Source organism: Blautia sp. NSJ-140, assembly GCF_022868965.1.
Lineage (GTDB): Bacteria > Bacillota > Clostridia > Lachnospirales > Lachnospiraceae > Blautia_A.
In genome coordinates this window covers 132111-157830 of the sequence record NZ_JALIFS010000010.1, presented here as the reverse complement: position 1 = coordinate 157830, position 25720 = coordinate 132111, and the positions used below count along the sequence as shown (strand labels likewise).

At 44.2% G+C, this 25720-nt stretch carries 21 protein-coding genes and 2 pseudogenes; 11 read left to right on the top strand and 12 right to left on the bottom strand.

Annotated features, from left to right (window positions below; translation table 11 throughout):
- Nucleotides 1–90, bottom strand: a pseudogene (locus tag MUB50_RS12565) (transposase); the annotation flags it as partial.
- 334 nt (nt 91–424) lie between these two features.
- Between MUB50_RS12565 and MUB50_RS12560 the strand changes: the two are divergent.
- Both MUB50_RS12560 and MUB50_RS12555 read left to right on the top strand, forming a co-directional pair.
- Entirely contained in the window at nt 425–1459 is a 1035-nt protein-coding gene (locus MUB50_RS12560; RefSeq protein ID WP_118625804.1) for a helix-turn-helix domain-containing protein, read from the top strand.
- Between the two features lie 355 nt (nt 1460–1814).
- A complete protein-coding gene (locus MUB50_RS12555) occupies nt 1815–2753 on the top strand; it encodes an Abi family protein (protein WP_173753908.1) in 939 nt (312 codons plus the stop codon).
- Nucleotides 2754–3069: 316 nt separating this feature from the next.
- On the opposite strand, the pseudogene MUB50_RS12550 reads toward MUB50_RS12555, so the two are convergent.
- Nucleotides 3070–3462 (bottom strand): annotated as a pseudogene (locus MUB50_RS12550) (ABC transporter substrate-binding protein); the annotation flags it as partial.
- 212 nt (nt 3463–3674) lie between these two features.
- Between MUB50_RS12550 and MUB50_RS12545 the strand changes: the two are divergent.
- From MUB50_RS12545 to MUB50_RS12535, 3 genes are all read left to right on the top strand, one after another.
- Complete coding sequence (locus MUB50_RS12545) at nt 3675–4883, top strand: MalY/PatB family protein (RefSeq protein WP_244791186.1); 1209 nt, start codon at nt 3675–3677, stop codon at nt 4881–4883.
- Nucleotides 4884–4987: 104 nt separating this feature from the next.
- Nucleotides 4988–6346 carry a M20 family metallopeptidase gene (locus MUB50_RS12540; RefSeq protein ID WP_244791188.1) on the top strand — a complete coding sequence of 453 codons (1359 nt, stop codon included), beginning with the start codon at nt 4988–4990 and terminating at the stop codon, nt 6344–6346.
- 20 nt (nt 6347–6366) lie between these two features.
- On the top strand, nt 6367–6780 hold the full coding sequence (locus tag MUB50_RS12535; protein WP_244791190.1) for a C-GCAxxG-C-C family protein: 414 nt from the start codon (nt 6367–6369) through the stop codon (nt 6778–6780).
- Between the two features lie 322 nt (nt 6781–7102).
- Here the strand turns inward: MUB50_RS12535 and MUB50_RS12530 are convergent, their stop codons facing one another.
- On the bottom strand, nt 7103–7948 hold the full coding sequence (locus MUB50_RS12530) for a helix-turn-helix transcriptional regulator (protein WP_118512942.1): 846 nt from the start codon (nt 7946–7948) through the stop codon (nt 7103–7105).
- Nucleotides 7949–8128: 180 nt separating this feature from the next.
- Between MUB50_RS12530 and MUB50_RS12525 the strand changes: the two genes are divergently transcribed.
- Complete coding sequence (locus MUB50_RS12525) at nt 8129–9322, top strand: MFS transporter (RefSeq protein WP_244791192.1); 1194 nt, start codon at nt 8129–8131, stop codon at nt 9320–9322.
- Between the two features lie 141 nt (nt 9323–9463).
- On the opposite strand, the gene MUB50_RS12520 is transcribed toward MUB50_RS12525, so the two are convergent.
- Nucleotides 9464–11581 carry a glycoside hydrolase family 36 protein gene (locus MUB50_RS12520; RefSeq protein WP_244791194.1) on the bottom strand — a complete coding sequence of 706 codons (2118 nt, stop codon included), beginning with the start codon at nt 11579–11581 and terminating at the stop codon, nt 9464–9466.
- 255 nt (nt 11582–11836) lie between these two features.
- Here MUB50_RS12520 and MUB50_RS12515 point away from each other — a divergent pair, with 255 nt between their 5' ends.
- Nucleotides 11837–12784: an AraC family transcriptional regulator gene (locus MUB50_RS12515; protein ID WP_244791196.1), complete on the top strand. Its 948-nt coding sequence runs from the start codon at nt 11837–11839 to the stop codon at nt 12782–12784.
- 137 nt (nt 12785–12921) lie between these two features.
- Here MUB50_RS12515 and MUB50_RS12510 read toward each other — a convergent pair whose 3' ends face one another.
- The 3 genes from MUB50_RS12510 to MUB50_RS12500 form a co-directional block, all read right to left on the bottom strand.
- Nucleotides 12922–14997 (bottom strand): heavy metal translocating P-type ATPase, encoded by a 2076-nt coding sequence (locus MUB50_RS12510; RefSeq protein WP_118625822.1) that lies wholly within the window; start codon nt 14995–14997, stop codon nt 12922–12924.
- Nucleotides 14998–15011: 14 nt separating this feature from the next.
- Entirely contained in the window at nt 15012–15365 is a 354-nt protein-coding gene (locus MUB50_RS12505) for a DUF6110 family protein (RefSeq protein WP_118625824.1), read from the bottom strand.
- A gap of 260 nt (nt 15366–15625) precedes the next feature.
- Nucleotides 15626–16084 carry a transcriptional repressor gene (locus MUB50_RS12500; RefSeq protein WP_227752296.1) on the bottom strand — a complete coding sequence of 153 codons (459 nt, stop codon included), beginning with the start codon at nt 16082–16084 and terminating at the stop codon, nt 15626–15628.
- 309 nt (nt 16085–16393) lie between these two features.
- On the opposite strand from MUB50_RS12500, the gene MUB50_RS12495 reads away from it, so the two are divergent.
- Together MUB50_RS12495 and MUB50_RS12490 are read left to right on the top strand one after the other, a co-directional pair.
- Nucleotides 16394–17509 (top strand): ABC transporter ATP-binding protein, encoded by a 1116-nt coding sequence (locus MUB50_RS12495; protein ID WP_015527387.1) that lies wholly within the window; start codon nt 16394–16396, stop codon nt 17507–17509.
- A 104-nt stretch (nt 17510–17613) separates the two neighbouring features.
- The gene (locus MUB50_RS12490) at nt 17614–18702 is read left to right on the top strand and encodes a PucR family transcriptional regulator (protein ID WP_118625826.1); all 1089 of its coding nucleotides are present in this window, start codon (nt 17614–17616) and stop codon (nt 18700–18702) included.
- Between the two features lie 83 nt (nt 18703–18785).
- Here MUB50_RS12490 and MUB50_RS12485 read toward each other — a convergent pair whose 3' ends face one another.
- From MUB50_RS12485 to modA, 3 genes are all read right to left on the bottom strand, one after another.
- Entirely contained in the window at nt 18786–19835 is a 1050-nt protein-coding gene (locus MUB50_RS12485) for a sulfate/molybdate ABC transporter ATP-binding protein (protein ID WP_244791198.1), read from the bottom strand.
- Nucleotides 19835–20530, bottom strand: a complete 696-nt coding sequence (gene modB, locus MUB50_RS12480) for a molybdate ABC transporter permease subunit (RefSeq protein ID WP_173753917.1) — start codon at nt 20528–20530, stop codon at nt 19835–19837. The genes MUB50_RS12485 and modB overlap by 1 nt, the downstream gene beginning before the upstream one ends.
- 63 nt (nt 20531–20593) lie before the next feature.
- Nucleotides 20594–21448, bottom strand: a complete 855-nt coding sequence (modA, locus tag MUB50_RS12475) for a molybdate ABC transporter substrate-binding protein (RefSeq protein WP_244791201.1) — start codon at nt 21446–21448, stop codon at nt 20594–20596.
- 285 nt (nt 21449–21733) lie between these two features.
- On the opposite strand from modA, the gene MUB50_RS12470 reads away from it, so the two are divergent.
- Entirely contained in the window at nt 21734–21946 is a 213-nt protein-coding gene (locus MUB50_RS12470; RefSeq protein WP_015527392.1) for a TOBE domain-containing protein, read from the top strand.
- Nucleotides 21939–22865, top strand: coding sequence for a helix-turn-helix transcriptional regulator (locus MUB50_RS12465; protein WP_244791203.1), 927 nt, complete (start codon nt 21939–21941; stop codon nt 22863–22865). Before MUB50_RS12470 ends, MUB50_RS12465 begins: the two co-directional genes overlap by 8 nt.
- A gap of 136 nt (nt 22866–23001) precedes the next feature.
- Here the strand turns inward: MUB50_RS12465 and MUB50_RS12460 are convergent, their stop codons facing one another.
- On the bottom strand, nt 23002–24531 hold the full coding sequence (locus tag MUB50_RS12460) for a serine hydrolase (protein ID WP_244791205.1): 1530 nt from the start codon (nt 24529–24531) through the stop codon (nt 23002–23004).
- Nucleotides 24532–24628: 97 nt separating this feature from the next.
- On the bottom strand, nt 24629–25705 hold the full coding sequence (locus MUB50_RS12455) for an acyltransferase family protein (RefSeq protein WP_138276563.1): 1077 nt from the start codon (nt 25703–25705) through the stop codon (nt 24629–24631).
- Nucleotides 25706–25720: the final 15 nt, after the last annotated feature.

Below are 25720 nucleotides of genomic sequence, written 5' to 3'. Positions count from 1 at the left end.
ACCCTGGCTTTCTATATACTGCCGTATCGTTTCAATCGTTGCTCCGCCTGCACTGAGCAGACAGAAGATCTGACTCCAGAATGCATCTTTCATGGTCTAACTCCATTATATTTATCATCTTTTTTCTTATATCGACGGATATGTATTTATGAACTAATTGTTCTTTTTCAGTATACTACATCAGGGAATGGAGAACAAGCGTTCCTTTTATACTATAGAGATTTTTTTGAGCAGATATGCTCAGACGTGCAATTCATCTCACCACCTGAAGAGGTGGGAGAATTCTTGCTACATTTGTTAAAAAGTTTCCCGGCAGTTAAAAAATCTGAAAGATAATTAACAACAATTCAATTGTGCTATATCTTGAATGCTGTTATGATTTAGTTACAAAAGCTTTTGGAAAATCTGTTAGGAGAGAATTTAAATGAATATTGGCAGTGTGATAAAAAAATACAGAAAAGAAGCCGGATACACCCAGGAAGAGATGGCAAACAGGCTTGGTGTTACAACTCCAGCAGTAAATAAATGGGAAAATGGCAACTCTAAGCCAGACATTGAATTGTTGTCACCTATTGCAAGATTGTTGCATATTTCTCTGGATACCCTGTTGTCTTTTCAAGAAAAATTGACAGATTTTGAAATCGGAGAATTTATTCAGAAGATGGACAAAATGTTTTCAGAGGAAGGTTACGAAAAAACATATCAATGGGCTGTAAATACCATAAAAAAATACCCAAACTGCAACTTGCTTATCTGGCAGATCGCAGTAATGCTCGATTCCCGAAGAATTATTGGTGAATGTGATAATCCAGATAAGTACGATGAACAAATCAATGCCTGGTATGAAATAGCCTTGAATGATGAAGAGGAAAAAATCCAGCACCATGCAGCAGATTCCCTGTTTGGCTTTTATTTAAGGAAAAAGGATTATGCTATGGCAGAAAAATATCTACGTTATTTTTCCGACTATGATCCTGTGAAAAAAGTAAAAATGGGACAATTATATATGCAGCAGGGAAAAACAGAAGATGCATATGAAAAACTTGAAGATGTAGTCTTTTCAACGTATACTACATTAAATCTGACTTTTGGTACCATGATCACCCAAGCTCTTGAAGAAAAGAATCATGAATATGCAAAATATCTTGCAAAAAAAATGAATGTTTTAGCCAATGCATTTGACATGGGAAAATATCATGAATGCGCGGCAATGTTAAATGTTGTTGTTGCCGAAAAAGATGTGGAAGGCACTTTTCAGGTGGCAAAGCAACTCTTGGAGAACGTAGATACCATGGGTGATTTTCGAGAATCAAAATTATATCAGCACATGAAATTCCGGAATACTGAAAATCCGTATGCCAAAGAAATGAAGAAGGCATTACTGGAAGGATTCAGAACTGAAGAAGAATTTTCTTACATGAATGGATATGAACCGTGGGATCAATTTATTCATGAATAAAAGCCCTATCCGCCGTGAACAGAGCATTTATAGATGAGAGATTATTTGGCAGGCGTCACGGCTCCTGCATCTCTTTTAACCCATAGAGTGCGTGGTTGCAACGAAATTTACCACCTCAAATAATCTTACCAACATAATAATTGAAATTTGCATACTTGTAAACAAGTGGGTATAAAAAAATCCTGATTGAATATAATTTAACGCAAAGATAATTTCTGATTGACTTTCCAAGTTATATCGGCTATATTATCTTTAGTGATCAGATTGCAGAAACTCGTGAAGCCTGCGATCGGGGGAGGGTGCCGAGGCCCCTCTCCTTTTTCTTTATCTGGAAATATTTTGCTGAGAGGTACATATGAGCAAACCATTTATTACATATACTACACAGATTGAAAAACTGAAAAGTGAAAAAAATCTGATTATTGTAGATTCTGATTTCGCGGTAGAAGCTCTGCAAAATATCAGTTATTATGCATTGATTGGTGGATATAAACGTCCATTTATTGATATTCATACTCGTAAATATATTAATGAAGCACGTTTTGAAGATATCGTATCTCTTTATGAATTTGATGAAGAACTGCGTGGACTCTTTTTTAAATATTTATGCCGTGTAGAAAGAAGAATGCGTTCGTCCATTTCTTATCATTTCTGCAAAAAGCATGGGGAGCGTCAGGAAGAATATCTCAATCCTAACAATTATAACAATCTTTCAAAAAATAAAAATGGAATCGCAAAATTAATTAAGATGCTTGATATGATGGCGAAACAAAATAGGGATCATGAATACCTTGTTTATCAGCGTAATAAATATCATAATATTCCATTATGGGTGATTATGAATACACTTACTTTTGGTCAGATATCCAAAATGTTTGAATTTTTACCTCAGAATATACAGGGAACAGTTTGCCAGGATTTTGGAAATGTTAAGAAAAATGAAATGATAAAGTATTTGAAGGTCTTAACGCTGTACCGGAATGTATGTGCACACAACGAACGGTTGTTTTCTTATCATACATATATCGACATTCCAGATACATTATTACATAAAAAATTAAAGATTTCTAAAAATGGTTCAAAATACATTTATGGAAAAAATGACTTATTCAGTGTTGTTATTGCTTTTCGCTATCTACTTCCAAGGACAGATTTTATGCTATTTAAAAAGCAACTATTACACATTTTCAGGAAGTACGAAAAACAGAATTCAAATCTTAAGCTGAATGTCCTCTTTGAATATATGGGATTCCCATCAAACTGGAAAGAGATAACAAAATTTCGCAAAATATAAATTCAAATAAAAGTTTTATCTTGTTTATTGCATATTTAGAGTTGTTGCAGTATATTAATAGCAATTGGGGTATGTGTTTGCGGACATATACTTGGAGGAGTCGGGACAATCTGGCTCCTTCTTTATTGACGGTAAGTAATCCATGCAGTATTATATAAATACAAAGTAGCTCTGAATCGGATATTCAGAGTTGTAAAACGGCGGAAATATCATTACTGGTATTTCCGCCACTTCTTTTATACATTCTTCGCACTATTCATCCCATCCACCCAATTACACAAAATCACAATCGTCTCATAATTTACATAGTTCTATGTACGCCACCCTTACGACCGCCAAGAACCTTCTCTCCTTTCAGAACCTCCCACTTGAAATCAGGCATCTCTTCTCTTGCCACAAGAAAATTCCCCGCACGCTGGGTTAACTGTGCAAAATTTACGACAGGATCCGTGGCGCCCTCCTGATAAGCATAAACAGATGCCTCTGCGCCCATAAATCCAATATCTGCCTCACCGGAAATCACAGCAGTCATCGTTTTATCTGCTCCGAATCCCGTCACCAGTGTCAGATTCAGACCTTCCTCCGCAAAATATCCCTTCTCGATCGCAACATACTGGGGTGCATAGAAAACAGAATGTGCTACCTCATTTAAAGTAACTTTGCTCAATTTCTCCTCTTCCTTATCTTTCTTTGATGCAAAAACTGTCATCGGCAGCGCCGTCACCGCCAGCATGACTGCCACCGCCAATGCGATCCGTTTTTTATTTTTCATGTAGATACTCCTTTTTTGACTTCTGATTTTAGCATATGCCAGAAGGACCTGAAGAGTTCGGAACATCATACTGAAATGGAAAGGAATTGCCCCTCCCCCAAAAATATGATAAGGTGAAGCAAATAGAATTTTTCAGGAGGAGCATTCATATGAAATACGACTTCACTTCCATCATTGACCGGCATGGCAGAGATTCCATCGCAGTAGACGGCCTGAAGGGCGATGGTTTCTCTCCTGCCCCGCCGAAAGAAGGCTTCGATGCCATCCCGATGTGGGTAGCAGACATGAACTTCCCTACTGTACCTACCATACAGCAGGCAATCATCGAACGGGCCAGTCACCCGACCTTCGGTTACTTCGAAGCCCCGCCGGAATATTATAAGGCCATCATCCGCTGGCAGGAAACACGCCACGGTGTCACCGGTCTAAAGCCCAGACACATTGGCTACGAAAATGGCGTTCTGGGCGGAGTTATCAGTGCACTGAACTGCATCTGCTCCCGCGGTGATAACGTCCTGGTTCACAGCCCGACATACATAGGCTTCACCAAAAGTCTGAAAAACAACGGCTACGAGGCCGTACATTCTCCGCTGGTAAGAGATGAAAACGGCATATGGAGAATGGATTATGCAGACATGGAGAAACAACTCCGGGAAAAGAAGATCCACGCTGCCATTCTCTGCAATCCGCATAATCCCTGTGGACGCGTGTGGGAGCGTTGGGAGCTGGAAAAAGCCATGGAGCTTTACCGAAAACATGATGTCTATGTCATCTCAGACGAGATCTGGTCTGACCTCATCCTGAACGGCCATAAGCATATCCCTAGCCAGTCCGTCAGTGAAGATGCCCGCCAGCGCACAGCGGCCTTCTACGCTCCATCCAAAACCTTTAATCTTGCAGGACTTGTTGGCAGCTATCACATTGTATACAACAGCTGGTGGCGGGATCGTATTTTGAAAGAGTCCAGTCTGAGCCATTATAATATGATGAATGTTCTGTCCATGCACGCTCTGCTTGGCGCTTATCAGCCTGAGGGCTATGAATGGACCGATGAACTATGCGAAGTACTAAGCGGAAATGTAAACTTTGCCTGTGATTACATTGACCGGCACTTTAATGGTGTCAACGTTTCCAGGCCTGAAGGCACCTACATGCTCTTTGCCGACTGCACCGACTGGTGTGCCGCCCATGGCAAAACAATCGAGGATGTGGAAAAAGCCTGCTGGGATGTCGGTGTTGCCGTCCAGGACGGCAGGATGTTTTTCGGTTCCTGTCACCTGAGAATGAATCTGGCCTCCCCCCGTTCCCGCATAGAGGAAGCCTTCCGCCGAATGGATCGGTACGTCTTCAACAGGTAAAAATCTGTTCTGCCATTCATTACAATCTATGCTATAATAAAGCTCATAACACCAGCGTTCCATCCTGTCACTTTCCGGAACGCTGTAAACAGGAGGAAATCAATATGGATATTAAAGAAGAAATCCACGCATTATCAGAAGAAATGCTCACAAATCTTGGCAGACTGGTTGCCATTGACTCCCAGCTCGGTACCCCTTCCGAGGGAAAGCCATTTGGTGAGGGCCCTGCAAAAGCCCTGGAAGAGGGACTGAAGATCGCCGAAGAACTTGGCTTTAAAACCGTAAACCTGGATAACTACTGCGGTTATGCCGAAATGGGTGAGGGCGATGAGATTGTCGGCATCGCCGGTCATCTGGATATCGTTCCTGTAGGCGGAGACTGGACCTACGATCCGTTCCGCCTTACCCGTGAAGGCGATCATGTATACGGCCGCGGGACCACTGATGACAAGGGCCCTATCCTGGAAGCGCTCTATGCCATGAAGCTTCTCCGCGATCACGGCGTGAAGCTGAACAAAAGAGTCCGCCTGATCATGGGCTGCAACGAGGAAACAGGTTCCAAATGTATGGCTCACTACAATCAGGTAGCAGAAGAGCTTTCCTGCGGTTTCACACCGGATGCCAGCTTCCCATGTATCCACGGTGAAAAAGGCCAGCTTGCCATGATCGCCTGCTCAAAAAACACCCGGATCATCTCCATGAACGGCGGTTTTGTATCCAATGCAATGTGTGACACCTGTACAACCATTGTTCCCGATGAGGACGGTCTGAAGGAAAAGCTGGAATCCGCACTTTCCCGGACGAAGCTCCAGGAATATAAGGTAAGCGAAGAAAATGGCAGACTCACCATCTACGCCAAAGGTGTTCCGGCCCATGCCAGCACTCCTCATCTCGGTGTCAATGCTGCAGGAGTAACCTTTGAATGCCTGGCAAAAGCAGGCTTTGAAGATGACTTTGTTGAATTCTATAACTCCCATATCGGCACTGCATGTGACGGCTCCGGCATTGGTCTGAAATTTGCAGATGAATACGGCGATCTGACGTTATGCAACGGAATCGTAAAAACAGAAAACGGTGTCATTTCCTGTACCATCGATATCCGTGTTCCGGTAACTCTTAATGAGACCGATATCCGCAAAATGTGCCAGGACAGACTGGAAGATAAAAACGGTCGTATTGAGATCACACAGATTGTTGCCCCGTTATTCTTCCCAAGAGAATCTCCGCTGGTAAATGCTCTTTACAAAGCTTACACAGATGTGACCGGCGATACCGAGCACAAACCAATGGTCATCGGAGGCGGCACTTACGCAAAATCCCTCAAAAACATCATAGCCTTCGGACCTGAAAAAGAGGGAATTGACTACCGCATCCACGGAGCCGATGAATTTATCCTGGTCTCCGGTATGGAAGAAGCGGTACTGATCTATATGGAAGCGATCAAAAACCTACTTGCGATTTGAAATCAGGAGGATAAGAAATCATGAGTACAAAAGCCGAATACGCTGCAAAATTACACGAGAATGGCTGCAACTGTGCACAGGCAGTTGCCTGCTCTTTCTGCCGGGAATTTGGCATCGATGAAAACGAGATGTTCCGTATTGCTGAGGGCTTCGGCCTTGGAATGGGTGTTATGGAAATGTGCGGTGCTCTTTCCGGTATGGCTATGATCATCGGACTTTCCAACAGCCGCGGAAATACCGAAGAAGGTTCCGGCTCCAAAGGTGACACTTACAAAAAGCTTCGCACCTATGCCGGGAAATTCAAAGAAAAAAACGGCTCCTGCATCTGCCGTGAATTAAAAGGTGTAGAGACAGGCAAGGTCCTCTGCAGCTGCCCGCAGTGCATCACGGATGCGGTTGCTCTTACAGAAGAATATCTTGCGGAAAACAGATAATCTCATAAAATAAAACAGCAGAATTGTATATTCCCTGTAATCCCGGGACATACAGCTCTGCTGTTTTCTGTTCCTATTCGCTTTTCACTGTCAGATCCTTCACCCATCTGTATTTCTTATAATTCAGGTACACAGCCGGGATCTTTACAAATTCATCCAGGCTGATAAGCTTTCTGGTAAAAATGCCAGGGCTCTTTTATTTTCCATTTATTTTTGCCCACGCCTCCTCATCAAACTTACGGTCCTTAAAGTAATATGGCTTGTCCGCATCTGTGATCTCTCAGATAAAACTTTTGTTCTGCCTCTTCTAACTCATACCCGATCACACCGTCTTCCTGAATTTCGCCGGTGACACTCCAAACTGCTCTCGGAACAGATGATAAAAGTGGCTCACATTGGAAAATCCGCAGCACTCACAGATATCCAGGATCTCCCGGTCTGTCTGTGCCAGAAGATAAACTGCATATTTCAGACGTTCCTGATTAATATACTGAGTAGGCGTTTTCCCACAGATCTGTTTCAGCAGCCTGCAGAGATGGCTGGGAGAGCAGGGAGCCAACTCGCACATTTTTTCGTAGCCTTCCTGGAGATTTTCAATCTTTGACATATTTAAGAGAAGCTCTGACAGCCAGGAAGGCATCTGATTCCAGGGATCCCTTTCATCATAAGTGAAGAAATAATCCTCCAGAAGAAGCGCAATGACACACTGCGCATGATATCTTGCGTGCCGAGGATGGCTACTGTTTACCAACTTTCCCGCAGTATCCAGTGCATCCAGAACCTTGCGGAAATTTTCCCCCTCCAGATGTACATAGGCAGGCATCTCACTGTTTATCAGCTTATCCATCTTCTCCTCCTGCTCCAGAAACAGGGAAACATTCCGGAGCACCTGGGTAGAAAAGCCCAGATTCCGGACGCAGAAATTCTCCGAATGATAAAAGTTATAGCTGTGCATATCATTGGGGCGTATAAAAAACAGATCCCCCTTTCTTACTGTCTGCACGGAATCATTGATCATATGATAGGCCGTACCCTCTGAAATGATAAAAAGTTCATAATGATTATGAGTATGTATTGGCACATGCTTGTAAATATCCGAAATCGTATAGGAAAGTCCGGACTCTCTGTTCAGCGGATACTGTTCTTTTCCAAATACCGGTATTTCCATCTTCTCTTCTCCTCCTCGCTTTCCGATATCAATATACTACAAAAATCTGACAGCTGTAAACAAGAAACATCGTGTAAATTGTGATATTCTTTTACCGCATTGAAGGAGATTTTCTTGTTGAAAAAGATTTCTTTGATGCAGATAATTAATTTTTAATTTTTTCAGGGAGGACTTATCATCATGTCATCATCCAAGGCTCGATTTTTTAATCCGGCTGTTGTAGGCCTGATCATGCTCAGCTTTTTTCTGGGTACCAGTGAATATACTGTGATCGGTATCCTGCCGGAAATTGCGGACGGATTCGGAATTTCACTGACTCAGGCCGGAAGCATTGTATCTCTGTTTGCCTTTGCCTATGGCCTTGGCACTCCGTTTCTGGCTGCCTATGTGGGAAAATACAACCGTTTTCGTATTACCATGTTGGGAATCTCACTGTTTGCACTCTGCAACCTGATCTGTGCCATTGCTGTCAATTACATGGTATTTCTGGTGTTCCGTATTCTTACGGCTGTGGTTTCCGGTACTGTGGTTTCCATCTCCATGACTTATGCGGAAGATGTTGCTTCCATCCCGGAGCATATCCCAGGTGTGATCGCAGGTGTTTTTTCAGGTTTCAGCGTTGCTTCTGTTGTGGGTGTGCCTATCGCTTCCACCATCACGCAAACTTTTGGCTGGCGTGCGGCTTTTATCACGATCTTCATGGCAACCCTGGCTCTGCTGGCGCTTCTGTTTGTGAAGCTGCCGCGACAGAACCGGCTGAAGGCCGGAAGTATTCTGGAACAGTTTAAGCTTTTTCTGGACAAAAGGATATCCATTGGCTGTGCCATCGTTTTCCTGGCAGGTGCCTCCACTTACTGTTTCTATACTTATCTGACACCGATTTTCCAGCAGGAGCTTCATATTCCGGATTCCATGCTGAGCCTTGCGCTTCTGATCTTTGGTATTGCAGCGATCACCAGCAATGTAAGCTCCGGTCAGGTGGCAAACAAAACCGGCATCCGCATGCTGCCCCTGATCTACATCATCCAAACTGTATGTCTGCTGCTTCTGCCTATTGCCACCCATAATCTGATAAGCGGAGGACTGGTACTGTTTATCCTCGGTGTTATGATGTATCTTCTGAACTCACCACTGCAGATGCATTTTCTGAATATCGCCACCAGAGAGCATCCTGCCTGTGTAAACCTGGCATCTTCTTTGATCTCGGTTTTCTTTAACTTTGGTATTGCAGCCGGTTCTGCCATGGGTGGAATGATCGTAAAATATGCCGGACTTCGTTTTGTAGGGATCGGCGGTGCAGTTCCCGGCATCGGAGCGTTCATCTGTGCGATGATCCTGCTTCAGATCATGAAGCCTGGCGCGGATATCCGGTAAATAAAAATACAGCCAGGAAATTATCCGGATCTTATATCCGATATTTCTGGCTGTATTTTTATTCTCTCAATTTTCTTCTGTTACTGATGTGGTTTTACTTTCATATTCTTTCAGTCCCATAATCAGGACTTTCCTGTTTTTCTATTTCATCTCGATTCTAAATAATCTCGCTGCTTTTTCCTGCGGCATCTTCACTACAAGATTTCCATTTTCGATTTTATATTCGCACATCTCTTCCTTCGGATAGATCACGGATACTCTGCTAATCTGATCTGCATTTTCCAGAGGGATCACTGCTTCTGTTGTTCCCGGTGTCCATACGGAAATATAAGTATTCTTCTCTGCTTTCACTCCGTAAGCAAGAACTTCGGATTTCAGAGTTCCAAAACCAAGTGGGAAGAACGGCACGCCGTCACGGACTTCCTCCCGGATCTCCTTATACAGGGAGATTCCCTCCTTCATCCGGTTCATGGAATTTTCTCCCAGTTTCCATACCATACCGCTGATATATGGGCGGAGAAGTATGCCATTTACTACATTGTAGATCACATGCTCTTCTTCATCCTCATACGGATATACCCACATACCTCCCTGCTCCGGAGTTACCGCACTGGCTACGTTGGCAGCGATATTGGCATTGTAGAGATAATCTGTCTGATCACTGGTAGACTGCAGGCTTAATATCTTCAGCATACCATAATCCATACGCTGTCCGCCGGAACCGCAGTTCTCCACAACAAGCTCCGGATGATCCCGGAAGATTTCCTCATACCACTGGTGGAGGCATTCATAATGCTCACGGATGGCATCTGCACAGCTGTCACTGTTCAGGTCACTTCCATATCCCATGGTTACGTTATAGTCCACTTTAAAGTACTCTACACCGTAATCATTGATCAGCCTGTCTACTACATCACGGCAGTATTTTCGTACCTCCGGATTGCGGAAATCCAGCATATAGCGTTTATTATCAATGTGGCGTTTTCCATGGCGGCAGACAAACCAGTCATCAGGAAGCTTGTTTGCCAGCTCGCAGGCAACTCCCATAACCTCGATTTCCAGCCAGAGTCCCATTTTCAGGCCTTTACTGTGTGCATGATCGCAGACTTCTTTCAGACCATTCGGGAATCTTCCGGATGCTTCTTTCCATTCCCCGACACGGTCCCACCAGAATCCATCGTCATACCAGCCTGCATCCAGGCAGTAATATTCACATCCAAGCTCTGCTGCCTTGTCAATAATAGAAAGCTCCCGCTCCGTTGTAGGGTCTCCCATCAGGCAGTTCATGTAATCATTAAATACCACGTTCAGCTTCTCATCGTCCGTATTAGGTCTGCGTACTTTTCTCCGATATCTGGTCAGTGCCGCTGCTGCCGGATTCAGGCCGCCTTTTACAACAGCTGCCCCTGCCGGAACGGTTGTAAAGCTTTCTCCCGGTTTCAGATTCTTATACCAGCCATGCTCCTGCTCTGTGGCGCCGCTTAAGGCAAGATACAGATTTCCGCCCTGTGCAGAGCCATATTCTGCCAGCCACTGTCCGGAGCTTTCAATCTGGAAAATATACGTCTCCCCCGTTTCTCTGTCCTCGGCAATTCCCATGGGAAGATACTCACAGGTAGACCAGGTGCCCTTTCCACTGTAACAATAACGGTTCAGGCCATATCCCTGATGATTGAAGCCATCTACGACCATTCCGTTTAAATTCAGCGTTTCTGCATCGTATTTCTGCCACTGTGCCTCACAGCACCAGCTGTTAAACGGCACATAGATATCTGTTTTTTTATAATAAGGCTTCTCGCCGCCTCTGGAGATTCCCTGATACATAAAGGAAGAAACATAAGTCAGCCCCTGATCCTCGCTTCCCTCATTGATGATCTCGGTCCAGGTCTGTACTGCCGGCACTCCGTCAAACAGGCGCATATGATATACCGCCTTCAGCTTTTCCGTGGAAACCATTACGATCTCCAGCTCTTTTCCGCCATCCTGTTCCTTCAGCTCATGGTTCTCATAAACAAAATCCACAGAGGACTGATTAATGTTGTTTTTGTAAGCATGCATGTTCAGGCTTCCAGTGCCGCTTCTGTGAATCTCAACAGCCGGGTAACAGATATCCTCCTTCGGCTCCATGATTGCTTTTTTTACTTCCTGTGAAGAAAAATCTGCCAGCTCTACCACGCCGTTTTCCCGGATACGGAACCGGATATCCAGGCCATTCTCATGTAATTCGATCATTTTCATGTTTTCATTTTTATAGCTCATAGAAAATACCCTCCGTTTTTCTGATTCTGATCACAGTATAACATCTGTTTTTTTATGAGGTGACAGGTATCATCCCCTGAATGTAAAAATGCAATATATTGTCGTATTTATTTTTGCGTGATATACTGTTTGCAGACAGCAAAGGGTATATTCAGGCGGGCAGAGTTTTTAACCGGATATCTGCATCTGTCTGACTCGAAATTTACAGCTGAAATATTTACATTCCGTTTCGCATCGTACTCAGGAGGTTTTTTCATGCCAGATATTTTCCAGGACTCTTCCCAATATTTCCATATTTCTGCTTTTTATGCTCTCTCCCTGCCCTATTATCATATGGAGCACCACACACATTCCAGCTATGAGATCATGTATATCACCTCCGGTTCCTGCCGGGTTTTCTGCCTGGACGGCACGCAGGACACAGAATTCCCACTGAAATCCGGGCAATTTATCTTTATCCGGCCGGATGTACCTCACAGGCTGGAGATTCCAGATGGTTTCCCTTGCTCGATCCTGAATCTGGAATTTTCCCTTACTTCCGAAAAAAGCCCGGTTGCTCTGGAGCTTCTCCTGAAAAAGGATCCCGGATTTTCCCGGTTCTGGAATTTTACGGATGTCTCCCAGGGCTTCTGCTCCGGCACGGATTCCCGCAGCTTCGGATACAGCCTGAAGGATCTGCTCACATTTTTACAACAAAATTCCGGTCAGATACAAAAGGAAGAATTTCTCTTCTTTCTTCTTTTCAGCCGTATGCTTACAGAGCTTGCATTCTGCGCCCGCTCCAGCCGTAGCACCCATGGAATCGTCTATCTGAAAAAAGCGCTCCGCTACATTGATGAGCATTATCTGGAAGACATTGATATTCCTGCCATCTCCGCATATGCAGGGATCAACAAATCCTACCTGCAGGCGCTCTTTACAGAAAAAAACGGCTGCACCATCAATACCTATATCAACCGCAAGCGTATGGAACAGGCCGCCTTTCTTCTATGCAACAGTACTCTGCGCATTACGGATATTGCCTTTTCTTCCGGATGCAACAGCCGGCAGCATTTTGCACATACCTTCGAAAAATTTTATCATATGAGCCCTTCCAGGTACCGAAGCCTTCATACCCGTCCTCTCCGTTCGGATACCCAAAAGAAACGCTATCATATGACTGACGGACTGAAGCTGGAAAGTGAACCCTTTCCTCAGGAATAAAACTTACTTCATACCCCTGCACCTTCAGGCTGATACCTGCGATCCAAGTCTGAGCAGCCCAAAAAAAGCGGCCAGGCACGAAGCTCTTATCTCTTCGATAACCTGGCCGGCTTTTTATATTTATTTTGAAAAAATTTCTATGGGAGCAGATTCTGCATACTCTTCAGGCTGATCGCCAGTGTGGAGGTATTATGCAAAAGTGCGGATGAAGTCGGCTGCAGGATACCTGCAACGCCACAGGCGATAAGGCCTGCGTTAAAGGTAATAATAAAACGGTAATTGCGTCTGATACGCTTCATCAGTGCATTGCTGATCTCTTTCAGAACAACAAGCTCCTGAAGATCATCTGCACTTACAGTAATATCTGCGATCTCCCGGGCAATTTCAGCACCATCACTGATGGCGATACCGACATTGGCTGCGGAAAGTGCCGGAGAATCATTGATTCCGTCACCTACCATGATAACCTTTCTTCCGGCTGCCTTTTCTTTTTCGATGAAGTTGGCCTTATCCTCCGGAAGTACCTCGGAATAATATTCGTCCACTCCCACACGTCTGGCAATGGCTGCTGCTGTACGCTCGCTGTCCCCTGTCATCATAACGATCTTGGAAATTCCTGCCCCACGCAGTGCTTCTACAGAAGCTTTCGCTTCCTCACGAAGGGGATCTTCAATACAGATCACTGCCGCAAGGCGTCCGTCAATGGCAAGATACAGATGAGAATACTCTTCCGGAATATTGTCGAATTTCTCCCTGCCTTCCTCCGGGATCAGACATTTCTCATCTTCAAATACAAAGTGATAGCTTCCGATCACGGCCTTATGGTTTTCGATCGTAGTGGAAATTCCATGCGCTACTACATATTCAACCTTGGAATGCATCTCCTCGTGTGCCAGATGTTTCTTCTTGGCTGCACTGACAACGGCTTTCGCCATGGAATGCGGGAAATGCTCTTCCATACATGCGGCGATACGAAGCATTTCATCTGGATTATTGTTATCAAACGGAACCACGTCCACAACGGTCGGTTTCGCTTTTGTCAGAGTTCCGGTCTTGTCAAATACGATGGTATCTGCCTCTGCCATTGCCTCCAGATATTTACCGCCCTTAACTGTAACTTTGTGTGTACCGGCCTCACGGATTGCGGACAATACGGAGATCGGCATTGCAAGCTTCAGCGCACAGGAGAAGTCTACCATCAGGATCGCAAGAGCTTTGGTAGCGTTTCTGGTAATCAGATATGTAAGTGCTGTTCCTCCAAGAGTATAGGGAACCAACTTATCTGCCAGATGCTCTGCCTTTCCCTCCAAAGAAGATTTCAGCTTCTCAGACTCCTCGATCATGGTGACGATCTTGTCATAACGGCTGGAACCTCCTACTGTCTTTACGCGGATGGTGATCTCACCTTCCTCCACAACAGTGCCTGCATAGGCAACGCTGCCCTCTTTCTTGCATACCGGTACAGACTCGCCGGTAAGAGAAGCCTGGTTGACCATAGCCTCTCCATCCGTAACACTTCCGTCAAAAGGAATTACGGTACCCATACGTACAACAACCTCATCTCCCGGCTGGACCTCTCCGGACTCTACCAGGATCTCCTGATCCTGTCTCTTCAGCCATACCTTGCCAACATTCAGGGACATGGTTCTTGCAAGATCACCTACGGATTTCTTATGTGTCCACTCTTCCAGGATCTCTCCGATCCCAAGCAGGAACATGATGGAGCCTGCAGTACCGAAGTCCTGACGTAATACAGACACTCCAATTGCAGTGGCATCCAGAACCGGCACCTCGATCTTACGGTGAAGAAGTGTATCAATTCCCTTCCAGATGTATTTCAGGGAAGTAGCTGTTGTATAAATGGCATTCAGCGGATATGGCAAAAAAAGCCTTCTTCCATAATGACAGATCACTTTGGAAATCAGCTTCTCCTGATATTCTGCATTCAGTGCTCTCCCTGAGCTCTGCAGCACCTGTGAAGGAACCTCTACATCCTGATAATGAAATTCGCTGATGCCACGGATAACCGCTGCTCTGCTGCCCCGATAATTTATAACTGCATCACAGGTTCTCTCGTATACCTTAGCAGAAGCCACTCCATCAAGGTTCTCGAGATAATACAGCAGCGTATCTGCTTGCCCGTAACTCATTCTCTTCTGAGCAAGATGGATACGAAGCCGGCCTCTTGTCTCATGTTTGATATAAAATTTCACGGAAAATCGCCTCTTTACTCTGCTGTCTCTTCTGCTGTCTCTTCTGTTGCTTCTTCTGTCTCTTCTGCTGTTTCTTTGAATGCATCCTCAGCTACAGTTTCCTCTGCTTCTGTCTCAACATCCTCTACAGCTTCTTCAGCTGCTGCTCTTTCCTCATTGATCTCCTTAGCTTCAGCGAAAATATCTTCAGCGTTCTCCTGCAGATTCGTAGCTGTTTTCATAATGCAGTCCTTAGCTCTTAAAACGGCTGCTGTGCATCCTGTGTAAAGCTTCTTCGCATCCTTGCTTGTAAGGATCTTGATTCCTGCTGTTCCGAAAAGAACGCCTGCTGCAAAAAGTCCTGATTTTTTGAATTTAAAGTCTGCCATAATAAGTATCCTCCTGATATATGATTTTTATTTTTTCTGATTTCCGGTGAGGATTTTTTCATGTCCGCCCCGATATTTTCATCATTATAAAATGTCTGTAAGAAAAAGTCCAGTGTTTTTTTTGTGTTTTTGATACAATTTGTTGAATTTTCAGTTATTTTTGCCTAACAGTTATTTTTTACTAATAGTTTAATTTGTCTAATTATTAGTCTGCACAAACCTCTTCTTTCCTATTATATTGTGCCATAGCTTTTCCATACTCACCCGACCTCATGAACAGGCAGCAGTGCCAGGGTACGGATATTCTGCTCACTGATCTCTCCGCAGGCCCGAAGTCCTGCAAGGATCACTTCATTAAGCTTCTGCCCGGACAGATGGCATATCGTATCATCATCCAGTTCTACTGCACAGGCTCCTTTTGTGCTGCATGCCACGCGATACATATTCTTTCGGCTGATAGCACCGATGGACTCCAGTGTATTGATCATACGATATACTGTGGCCACACCGATTCCTGGATCCAGTGCGAAAGCCCTGTAATAGATTTCCTTACAGCAGGAGCACTCTCCCTCCAGGATAATATCCAGAAGGATCTTTCTCTGTCTGGTGATGCGGAATCCCTTCTCCTTCAGTTTCTCTATAATAAGATCCCTCTGCATCTCTGTATGACGGTAGCATCCTGTTTTTTTCTCTTCTGTTTCAGCTTCTGCAATATGCATTCTGATCCCTCCTTTATTGAGAAAACTTTTCTTTTATCTAATAAGTTAGTATACTCCAACTTCAGTTAGCTGTAAATAACTTATTTGAACTTTTTTTACATATTGAAGATTCTGCGTTACGGTACACTGGAAACCGTCGTTTTGACAAAATGACGAAAAATCCCCTTTCATTTTTTCGTCAGAATGACAAGAAACTGCCGGAAACTTTGTACGATTCAGCTCTAGCCCTTTTCCCTCATTTTCGATATACTGTTAACCAGCAAAGGAAATTACGTAAAAACAATATATTAATTTTGGAGGGAAACAACAATGGCAAGTTTATCATTATCTCACATTAATAAAACTTATCCGAACGGCTTCCAGGCAGTTAAAGATTTCAACCTGGAGATTGAAGACAAAGAATTCATCATCTTCGTAGGACCATCCGGATGTGGAAAATCTACAACACTTCGTATGATCGCAGGTCTTGAGGAGATCAGCGGTGGTACACTTAAGATCGGTGACAAAGTCATGAACGATGTTGAGCCTAAGGACCGTGATATCGCAATGGTATTCCAGAACTACGCTCTGTATCCTCATATGACAGTTTATGATAACATGGCATTCGGACTTAAGCTTCGTAAAGTTCCGAAGGACCAGATCGACAAGGCTGTTCGTGAAGCAGCAAGAATTCTTGACCTTGACAAGCTTCTTGATCGTAAACCGAAGGCTCTTTCCGGTGGTCAGAGACAGCGAGTTGCTATGGGACGTGCTATCGTTCGTAATCCTAAGGTATTCCTTATGGATGAGCCTCTTTCCAACCTGGATGCTAAACTTCGTGTACAGATGCGTATCGAGATCTCCAAGATTCATCAGAGACTTGGTGCTACAATCATCTATGTAACACATGACCAGACAGAGGCTATGACACTTGGTACCAGAATCGTTGTTATGAAAGACGGTGTTGTTCAGCAGGTTGATACACCACAGAACCTGTATCAGAAACCAGGTAACCTCTTCGTTGCTGGATTCATGGGATCTCCGCAGATGAACTTCCTTGATGCTGTTATCTCCGAGAAAGGCGGTAATGTAGTTGCTACGATCGGTGGTGAGCATGAGGTTATCGTTCCGGCAGCTAAAGCTAAAGTCCTGAAAGATAAAGGCTATGTTGGAAAGAAAGTTGTTCTTGGTATCCGTCCTGAGGATATCCATGATTCTCAGATGTTCCTTGAGACATCTCCAAGCAAACCAATGAACTCCGTAGTTAAAGTTTACGAGCTTCTTGGTGCTGAAGTATTCCTGTACTTCGATGTTGACGGAACTCAGGTTACAGCACGAGTTGATCCTCGTACAACAGCTAAGACCGGTGATCCGATCAGATTTGCATTCGATATGGAGAAAGCTCACTTCTTCGACAAAGAGACAGAGCTTACTATCACAAACTAATTCTCATCGAATCATAAAAACAGAATGTAACCCCGGGGATATGATTTCCCGGGGTTTTCTTTTTATTTCACTAGTTTTATTTTACATCAGAAAGGACGCTTTTTATGAAAATACAGCAAACAATTCAAAAATCTCTGGATGACTGGAACCGGATCAGCGGTCTTGATTTCTGTATTCTGGATGAAAATGACCAGATATACATTTCCACAGGGAACCGCCGACTTCCTTCTTCTGAAAAGCTTGCTCAGTTCCGGGAGGATCCTGCCTTATGCATCTCCAATCACAGCTGCAGTCTGTACAAGCTGAACAACGCACCTCAGAGCAATATGCTTCTGATCGTATGGGGCTCCGGAGAGCAGGCTTCTACCATCGGAGAGCTTGCTGTCTGCCAGGTAGAAAGTCTCCTAACCGCCTATACGGAAAAAACAGACAAGAACTCCTTTATGCAGAATCTTCTCCTGAACCGCTATTCCCAGGTAGAGGCTTTTAACAAGGCTGCCCGTCTTCATATCACACCTACTGCCCGCCGTGCGGTATTTCTTGTAGAAACCAAGCAGCACAAGGACGAAAATGCCCTTGCTACCATCCGTAACATCTTTTCTGCCCGTACACGGGATTTTATCACTGCACTGGATGATTCCGGCATCATCGTAGTACGTGAGCTTCAGAACACCGAAAGCTACGAAGAGCTGGATGGTATCGCCTGCATGCTGGTGGATATGCTCAATACAGAAGCCATGACTTCTGCCTGGGTTTCCTACAGCAATGTTGCAGATGATATCATGGAGCTTTCCGACGCCTACAAGGAAGCCCGCACTGCTCTGGAGGTCGGCAAGATCTTTTATGCTGACAAAAACGTTTTCGGTTACAACCGGCTGGGCATTGGCCGTCTGATCTATCAGCTTCCCACTCAGGTCTGCAACATGTTTGTAGGCGAGATCTTCGGAGAAGAATCCCTGGAATCTATTGACGACGAAACCCTCAATATCATCCGGACCTTCTTTGAAAATAACCTGAACCTTTCTGAAACTTCCAGACAGCTCTATGTGCACCGGAATACTCTGGTATACCGTTTTGAAAAGCTGCAGAAACGTTTTGGCCTGGATATCCGTACCTTTGAGGATGCACTGGCCTTCAAGCTTGCCATGATGGTGTCCGATTACATCACCTACTCCGGAAATCATGGAAAATAAATTCTGCCCGTAAAAATCCATCCAAAATGCCGGAACACAAAAAAGCCCCGGAAACAGCAGATAATGTCTGTTTCCGGGCTTTTTTATTTCAGCAACATCAGATGCTCCGGTGGAAGATACAGATATTCCGGAAGATCTTTATCCGGATCCTCCGTAAAGCTGTTTTTGGGACGCATCCACCATAATCCGGCAGCATTCTCTTCCACTTTGTTCCGGATCATATACTGATGTTCAAATGTAGTTTCTATGTATTGTTCTACCCGCACTGCCATACAGTTCTCACCCGGCTTTGATTCCGGGCGGATCCAGTGGCCGCGTATCCCTACGTAAGTAATGTCCTCATCTACGTTTTCTTCGGTACGGAGCTTCATTTTCCAGTCCGCCGCATAGATCTCGTGAGGTCCCAGTCTCTCCGCTCTGGAAAAATTCTTACATCCGGTAAGCTTTGCTGCTTCCAGAAGTCCCGGTCTCTCAAACAGCTGCTTTGTCTCCCCTGTCACAATGATCCTGCCTTCATGTACAATGGAAAGCTCCCTGCAGAATTTATAGGCCTCATCTCTGCTGTGTGTCACAAGGATCATATCTCCCGGATAGTCCTTGAGGAAATCCTGCATCTCCCGCTGGAGCACGTCCTTCAGGTAACCGTCCAGTGCGGAAAACGGCTCATCCAGAAGAATAGCTTCCGGCTCTCCGATCATCATTCTGGCCAGTGCCACTCTCTGCTGCTGTCCGCCGGAAAGCTGTGAGGGCAGGCGCTTCTCCAGCCCCTCCAGATGATATCGCCGAATCAGATCTGCCACCTTTTCCCTGGCGGAGGATTTTTCCCCACGATAACCGCAGCGGATATTCTGTTCCACTGTCATGGTTGGGAACAAAGCATAATTCTGAAACAGATATCCGATCCGTCGCTTCTGCGGTTTCAAATTGATCCCCTTTTCAGAATCAAACACTGTTTTTCCATTGATGACGATTCTTCCCTTATCCGGTGTTTCGATCCCTGCAATACAACGTAAGGTCATGCTTTTTCCGCTGCCGGAAGCACCAAGAAGCCCAATGGATGCCGAACTGCCTTCAAAATTCACCTTCAGGGAAAAATCACGGAAGTTTTTTTCGATATTTACTTTGACTGCCATCAGATCCACCTTCTTGTCTTCATTCCTCTTCCGGATACGATATTGATCAATGCCACGATCACAAAGGATATCAGCACGATCACAATGACCCAGAATCCTGCAGTTCCGTAATTTCCGGCTGCTGTCTCTGATGCAATGGCAACAGAAACTGTTCTGGTTTTTCCAAGGATATTTCCGGCAAGCATGGAGGTTGCGCCATATTCTCCGATCGCGCGTGCAAATGCCAGCACTGTTCCGGATGCAATCCCCGGTCCTGCCGCCGGCATAACTACCCGCCAGAATATCCGGCTGTCGCTCATCCCCAGAGTCTGACCTGCATGGATAAGATTTATATCCACCTGTTCAAAAGCAGCCCGTGCATTGCGGTACATCAGCGGAAATGCGATCACTGCCGCTGCAATCACACAGCCCTTCCAGGTCTGCACGATCTTAATATCAAAATTATCCAGAAGAAAGCTTCCGAAGGGCCTTTTCAGGCTGAAGATCAGAAGCAGAAAAAATCCAGCCACTGTAGGAGGAAGTACCAACGGAAGAGTAAGGATCCCGTCCAGTACTGCTCTGGCTCCCGGCTTCAGTTTCATAATCTTTCGGGCAAAGAATATTCCCAGAAAAAAAGCGATCACTGTCGCTGCCAGACCTGTTTTTAAGGAAATCCACAGAGGACTCCAATTTATTTCGCTCAAAAATTCTGCCATATTTCATTCCTGTGTCAGCATTTACTGTGTTTCAGTATTTACTGCCGATTTTCTACATCATACTCATTTGGATGTGCTGTCTGCGGAAGCTGTGCTGTCCTCAGCCTCATATGCTGTAAATCCATAGTCCTCAAATACCTTGATCGCTGCGTCAGACTCTACATAATCAAGAAAAACCTCTGCTGCCTTTGTATCGTCTTCAGATGCTTCCTTGTCCTCGATAAGTCCCACAGGATAAAGAACCGGCGTCTTAAGGCTGTCTGCCGGCGCCTCTGCGATGATATCTACTTTATCAGTAACAGATGCAGCATCTGTCGCATATACAACACCAACCTCATTACTTCCTTCACTGACTGCTGCAAGTACATCCGTTACATTCTTGCACTCGTTGATCTCCATTTTGTTTACATCGTCCATGATTCCAAGATTGCTAAAGATCTCACGGGAGTACTGTCCCACCGGAACATCCTCTCCTGCAAGCGCCAGATTCTCAGCGTCTGTGATATTCTCGAATCCTGTTACCTTTGTCTCTCCGTCCTTTGGTTTGATCAGAACGACTTTGTTCTCAAGAAGATCCTTGACGGTGTCTTCCTTTGTTAGTTTTTCCTCTGTGAGGGCATCCATCTGTTTATCTGCTGCTGAAAAGAAAAGATCGCAGCGTGCACCTTCCTCGATCTGTGTCTGCAGTGTACCTGAGCTGTCTGCACTGTAATAGATTGTTATATTCGGATAAAGCTCATTGAAATCCTTCTGGATCTCCTCCATGGAATTGCTGAGGCTGGCAGCGATAAAAGCATAAACCTCTCCCTTCAGGTTCTCATCACCTTTCACTTCTTTGTCTGCTGCAAAAACAGTTCCGGTCATAAGGCCTGTTGTTAAAATTCCCGCGGTAAGAGCTGCTAAGATTTTTTTCTTCATCTTTTGCTTCTCTCCTTTTCCGTTTCATTCAGTTTTGTTTAGTTTTGAATTGTTTCGTATAATTTTACCGAAAGGAAAGTTTCTTGTCAAGCTATAAGGCATTGCTGTTTTTCTCTACAAGTGCTATCATAAATGCATAGCTGACAGGCTTCGTTTCTTATCATGAATGGCTTGCAGCACTCCTGATACGGACAAATCCCACATCATGTTCATTGCTCTGTACAACGGAAGCATAGAACTTGCCTGATCCGGTTCATTCAATATTCAAGAAAAGGAGAATTACCTATGAAACTCAGTGCACGTAATCAGTTAAAAGGAAAAATCATCAACATCAACCAGGGAGCTGTAAATTCCATCGTTTCTATCGATATCGGTGGTGGAAATATCATCACTGCTACCATCTCCTGTGCGGCGGTGGAAGAACTTGGACTGAAAGTAGGATCTGATGCTTACGCAGTCATCAAAGCAACCAATGTTATGGTAGGTATCGATGAATAAGGTTTACACAGCCCAGGAAGTGGCAGATAAGCTGAAGATCAAAAAGTCAACGGTATATGACCTGATCAAGCGGGGAGAGCTGCCATCCTCCAAAGTCGGTAAACAACTGCGGGTCAGCGAGGAACAGTTGTCTCAGTATCTTAATAGTCCGGAATGTTCTTCCTCTTCTGTTCAGTCTCACAATTATCAGCCGGAAAGTTCTCTTCTGAAAAGAGATTATCTTCTGCATTCCAGTGGACTGATCATCAGCGGGCAGGCTTCTCCGGCTCTGGATCTTCTCCTGAATCAGCTTCCCACACACCCGGACAGTCTGCCGATTCTGCAATCTCACATGAATACCTACAACGGACTGTATTCTCTTTATTTTGAAAAAGTCCACATTGCCTGTGCATCCGCCTCACCGGAAGATATCCATAGCCTTGTACCCGGTATCCCACTGACTGTGATCTCTCTGTGTCAGTATCCCGTCGGCTTCTATGTAAAAAAAGAAAATCCCAAGAATATCCGGGGATTTTCTGATCTTACACGGGCAGATATTATTTTTGCGAACCGCGAAAAAGGAAGCAGCCGTCGTATCCTTCTTGACCGTACACTTCTATCTTCCGAAATTTCACCGGATTCCATATCCGGATATCGAAATGAGCTTGTTACCGATCACTCCACGGCTGCTGCGGTGGCTGGCGGACAGGCAGACATAGCTCTTGGCGAGGCCTGTGTAGCGAGAAGCTTTCCGGAGCTGGATTTTCTTCCTGTTTGCCAGGAATCACTCTTCCTGGTTATGCAGACTAAAAATCTGAGCACCCCCGGCTTTCAGGCCGTAGCGGAAACCATTGCATCCGAACCTTTCCGTCGGTTCTTGTCTCTCCAGACCGGCTACGATACCACAGATACCGGAAACATCCGGCATATTAAAGGATAAAGAAAAATCTTATCTGTGAAATTCTTCCGCAACCATTTCTTTGATGATAATACAAAATCAGCCAGCACGTTCATGAATGCTCCTTATTTTTACCGAATCAAGGAAGGCCCCCGAGCTCATGACTGCTGGCTGATCTTTATTTATTCAGATATTGATATACTCTTGAAGAAATCGAACGGATTCCGTGCAGTAAATGATCTTCGGAAGCTCCTTCAGAAAATATACATAATACATAATTTGTTTTCTTTCCATAGATGATCGCCATATCATGCTGAACTGAGCTTGTTTCACCCGTTTTGTTCGCACACACTACACCTGCCGGAAGGCCTGATGGAATTTTGTATCGTTTCGTCTGATGCAGTAAAAGATTTAACATTTCTCTGGAATACTGTTGAGAAACGCACCGACCTCTATAGATTTTTTCTAAAAGCATCCCACAATCTTTTGCAGATGCCGTGTTACGCCACCCATCACTGCTCCAGGCTGAAGAAGATGGATGCAAGGAACTGTGGCAGCCGGTATTTTTGTAACCGTTCTTTCGAAGATATTGGTTCACTACAGCCGTTCCTCCTACAAAGCTTCCACCCCCTTGACGCCTTACCAGTTCATTATAACATTCATTATCACTGACAGTGATCATATCCCACAGCAAGCTGTACACACCGGAGCTGTATTGCATTTTTCCCTGACGAATCTGATCATAGACGGATGCCATCACAAACGCCTTGATCGTACTTGCCGGATACATTTCCTGATCATTTATATTTACAACATTTCCTGTTTTCAGATCTTTTATATAAACAGACCAGTTTCCACCGTAGGCAGAAGCAAAACTCTCTAATTCCGATTTAAACTCACTTAAGGCATACTCTGATCTTGTACTTTTTCTTCCCCTCCAGTCCACATACTGACCATCCGGTGTTTTCATATTTTTCGCAATGGTTCCGTTAGATTTCAGGTAATAGCCATCTTTCCACCGGTTCACCAGCATTTTTCCATTTTGATCTACATAATATTGCTGGCCATCACAGGTTACCCACCCTGCCTTCTGTGCCATTCTTCCGTTATCATTGCCAAAATAATAGATTCCGTTAAACTTTTTTCCCTGAACTGTTTTGTTCATTTTATGAAAAGACGGACGCATGCAGATTCTTCCGGTTCCATAGAAATAATAATAACCACTTTTAAAATTACGCCCACCGAATCTTCTCTGTCTTATATAACGTACTGTTCCACGATCAGCCAGTTTTCCGTACGCTTCCACATAATAAATGCCTGCGATAATTTTTTTGCCCCGCACGTTCTGTTCAGCTACGTTTACAAAGCCACGCTCTCCCTTTGAAATTCTTCCATTGGAGTCTGTGATGTGGTATTTATCAAAGCGGACACCAGAAACTGTCTTTTTATCGAAATAATACACGGATTGTTTTCTCAAAAGTTTTCCGTTTTTGTCAAACATATAAAATCCTGTTTTTAAAAACTCTGTCTTTGGAATTGACAAATAACGCAATCCGCTAAGTTTTCGCTTCTTTGAATCTTTCAGATACCAGTTTCCGCCGGATTTCTGAAGATAATTTCCACTGTTATCCCAAAATCGTACTGTTCTTTCAGCAGCCTCGACCTTTATCTCTGTACTTCTGATACCAATAATGCCTCCAAAAATCATTACTAATATCATCCAATATATACAAACTATTTTCTTTGCTTTCATACTTTAACAAGACCTGCCACAGACGATGACAGGTCTTTCTCCTTTATCTTTATTATCCTATTTTCACACAGATGTTCTGGATCAGGCGGTTGTATCCGCTTACCTTTTTCAGCCATTCCAGCGCTATGGACACGGCCAGTGAAGCCAGCAGAAGCGTCAGTGTATTGGTCAGAAAATATCCACTCACATACACAAAAGAATATTGTCTTATAAATGTATGTATCAGAAATATATTCATGGAATGTTTTCCGAGAAACAGTAAAATCTGTCGCACTCCCGGAATAACATTAATAAATTCGCAGCAAAATGCCATAAATACAATTGGATACACACCCCAGTGGATCTCACTGTATACCTTCAGCGGCAAAGTTCTGTAGGCTTTATACAAAATAAACACCGCAAGAAGTTCCAGAAGAAATTTGAAAACATGCTTCACTCCAACATTCCATATCCTAAACCATCGGTTAAACAAATCATACTTGGCTACACACATTCCCATGAGAAATACCGGTAAAAATGCATAAATACCTGTAATTCCCATAACCTCCATGGAAATTGTCCGCGGAAATGCCGCAACAGCCACAAGAATAAATACCAGATATTCTTCCTTTATCATAAACAGCGGCACGCAGATGATAAAAATGATCGCCGCGCTCATATACCACCAGGTTCCGTTCAGAGTCGAAGTTCCGAAAAGTTTCGCCAGACCAAAAAAATCCAGCACCATTGCGCTAACACCTTTGGCAATATTTCCGTTTCCGAAATATCTGGTCACGGCATAGCCGTTATAAAGCTGTAAGATCACAACAGAAAGCCCCCATATGATCCAGAACCCTCCCATTGTTTTTATCAGTCTTTTGGCTGTCCACTTACCAGGTGTGGAATTATTTTTTCTGTAACTGAGATACAGTCCGTATCCGGAAATAAATGCATAGATCGGTACACAGATCTTAAATGTTCTGCACAGATACATGATCCGATCTGCCGAAAACGGAGTGAAAACAACATTCAGTCCCTCAAATCTGTCTTGACTCAGATACATATGATGGAACAGCATCATAACAATGGCAATGCCCTTTATCGCCTGAGAATTATATTTATCAAACTTTATTGCCTGCTTTCCTTCCAAAATCCAACCTCCATA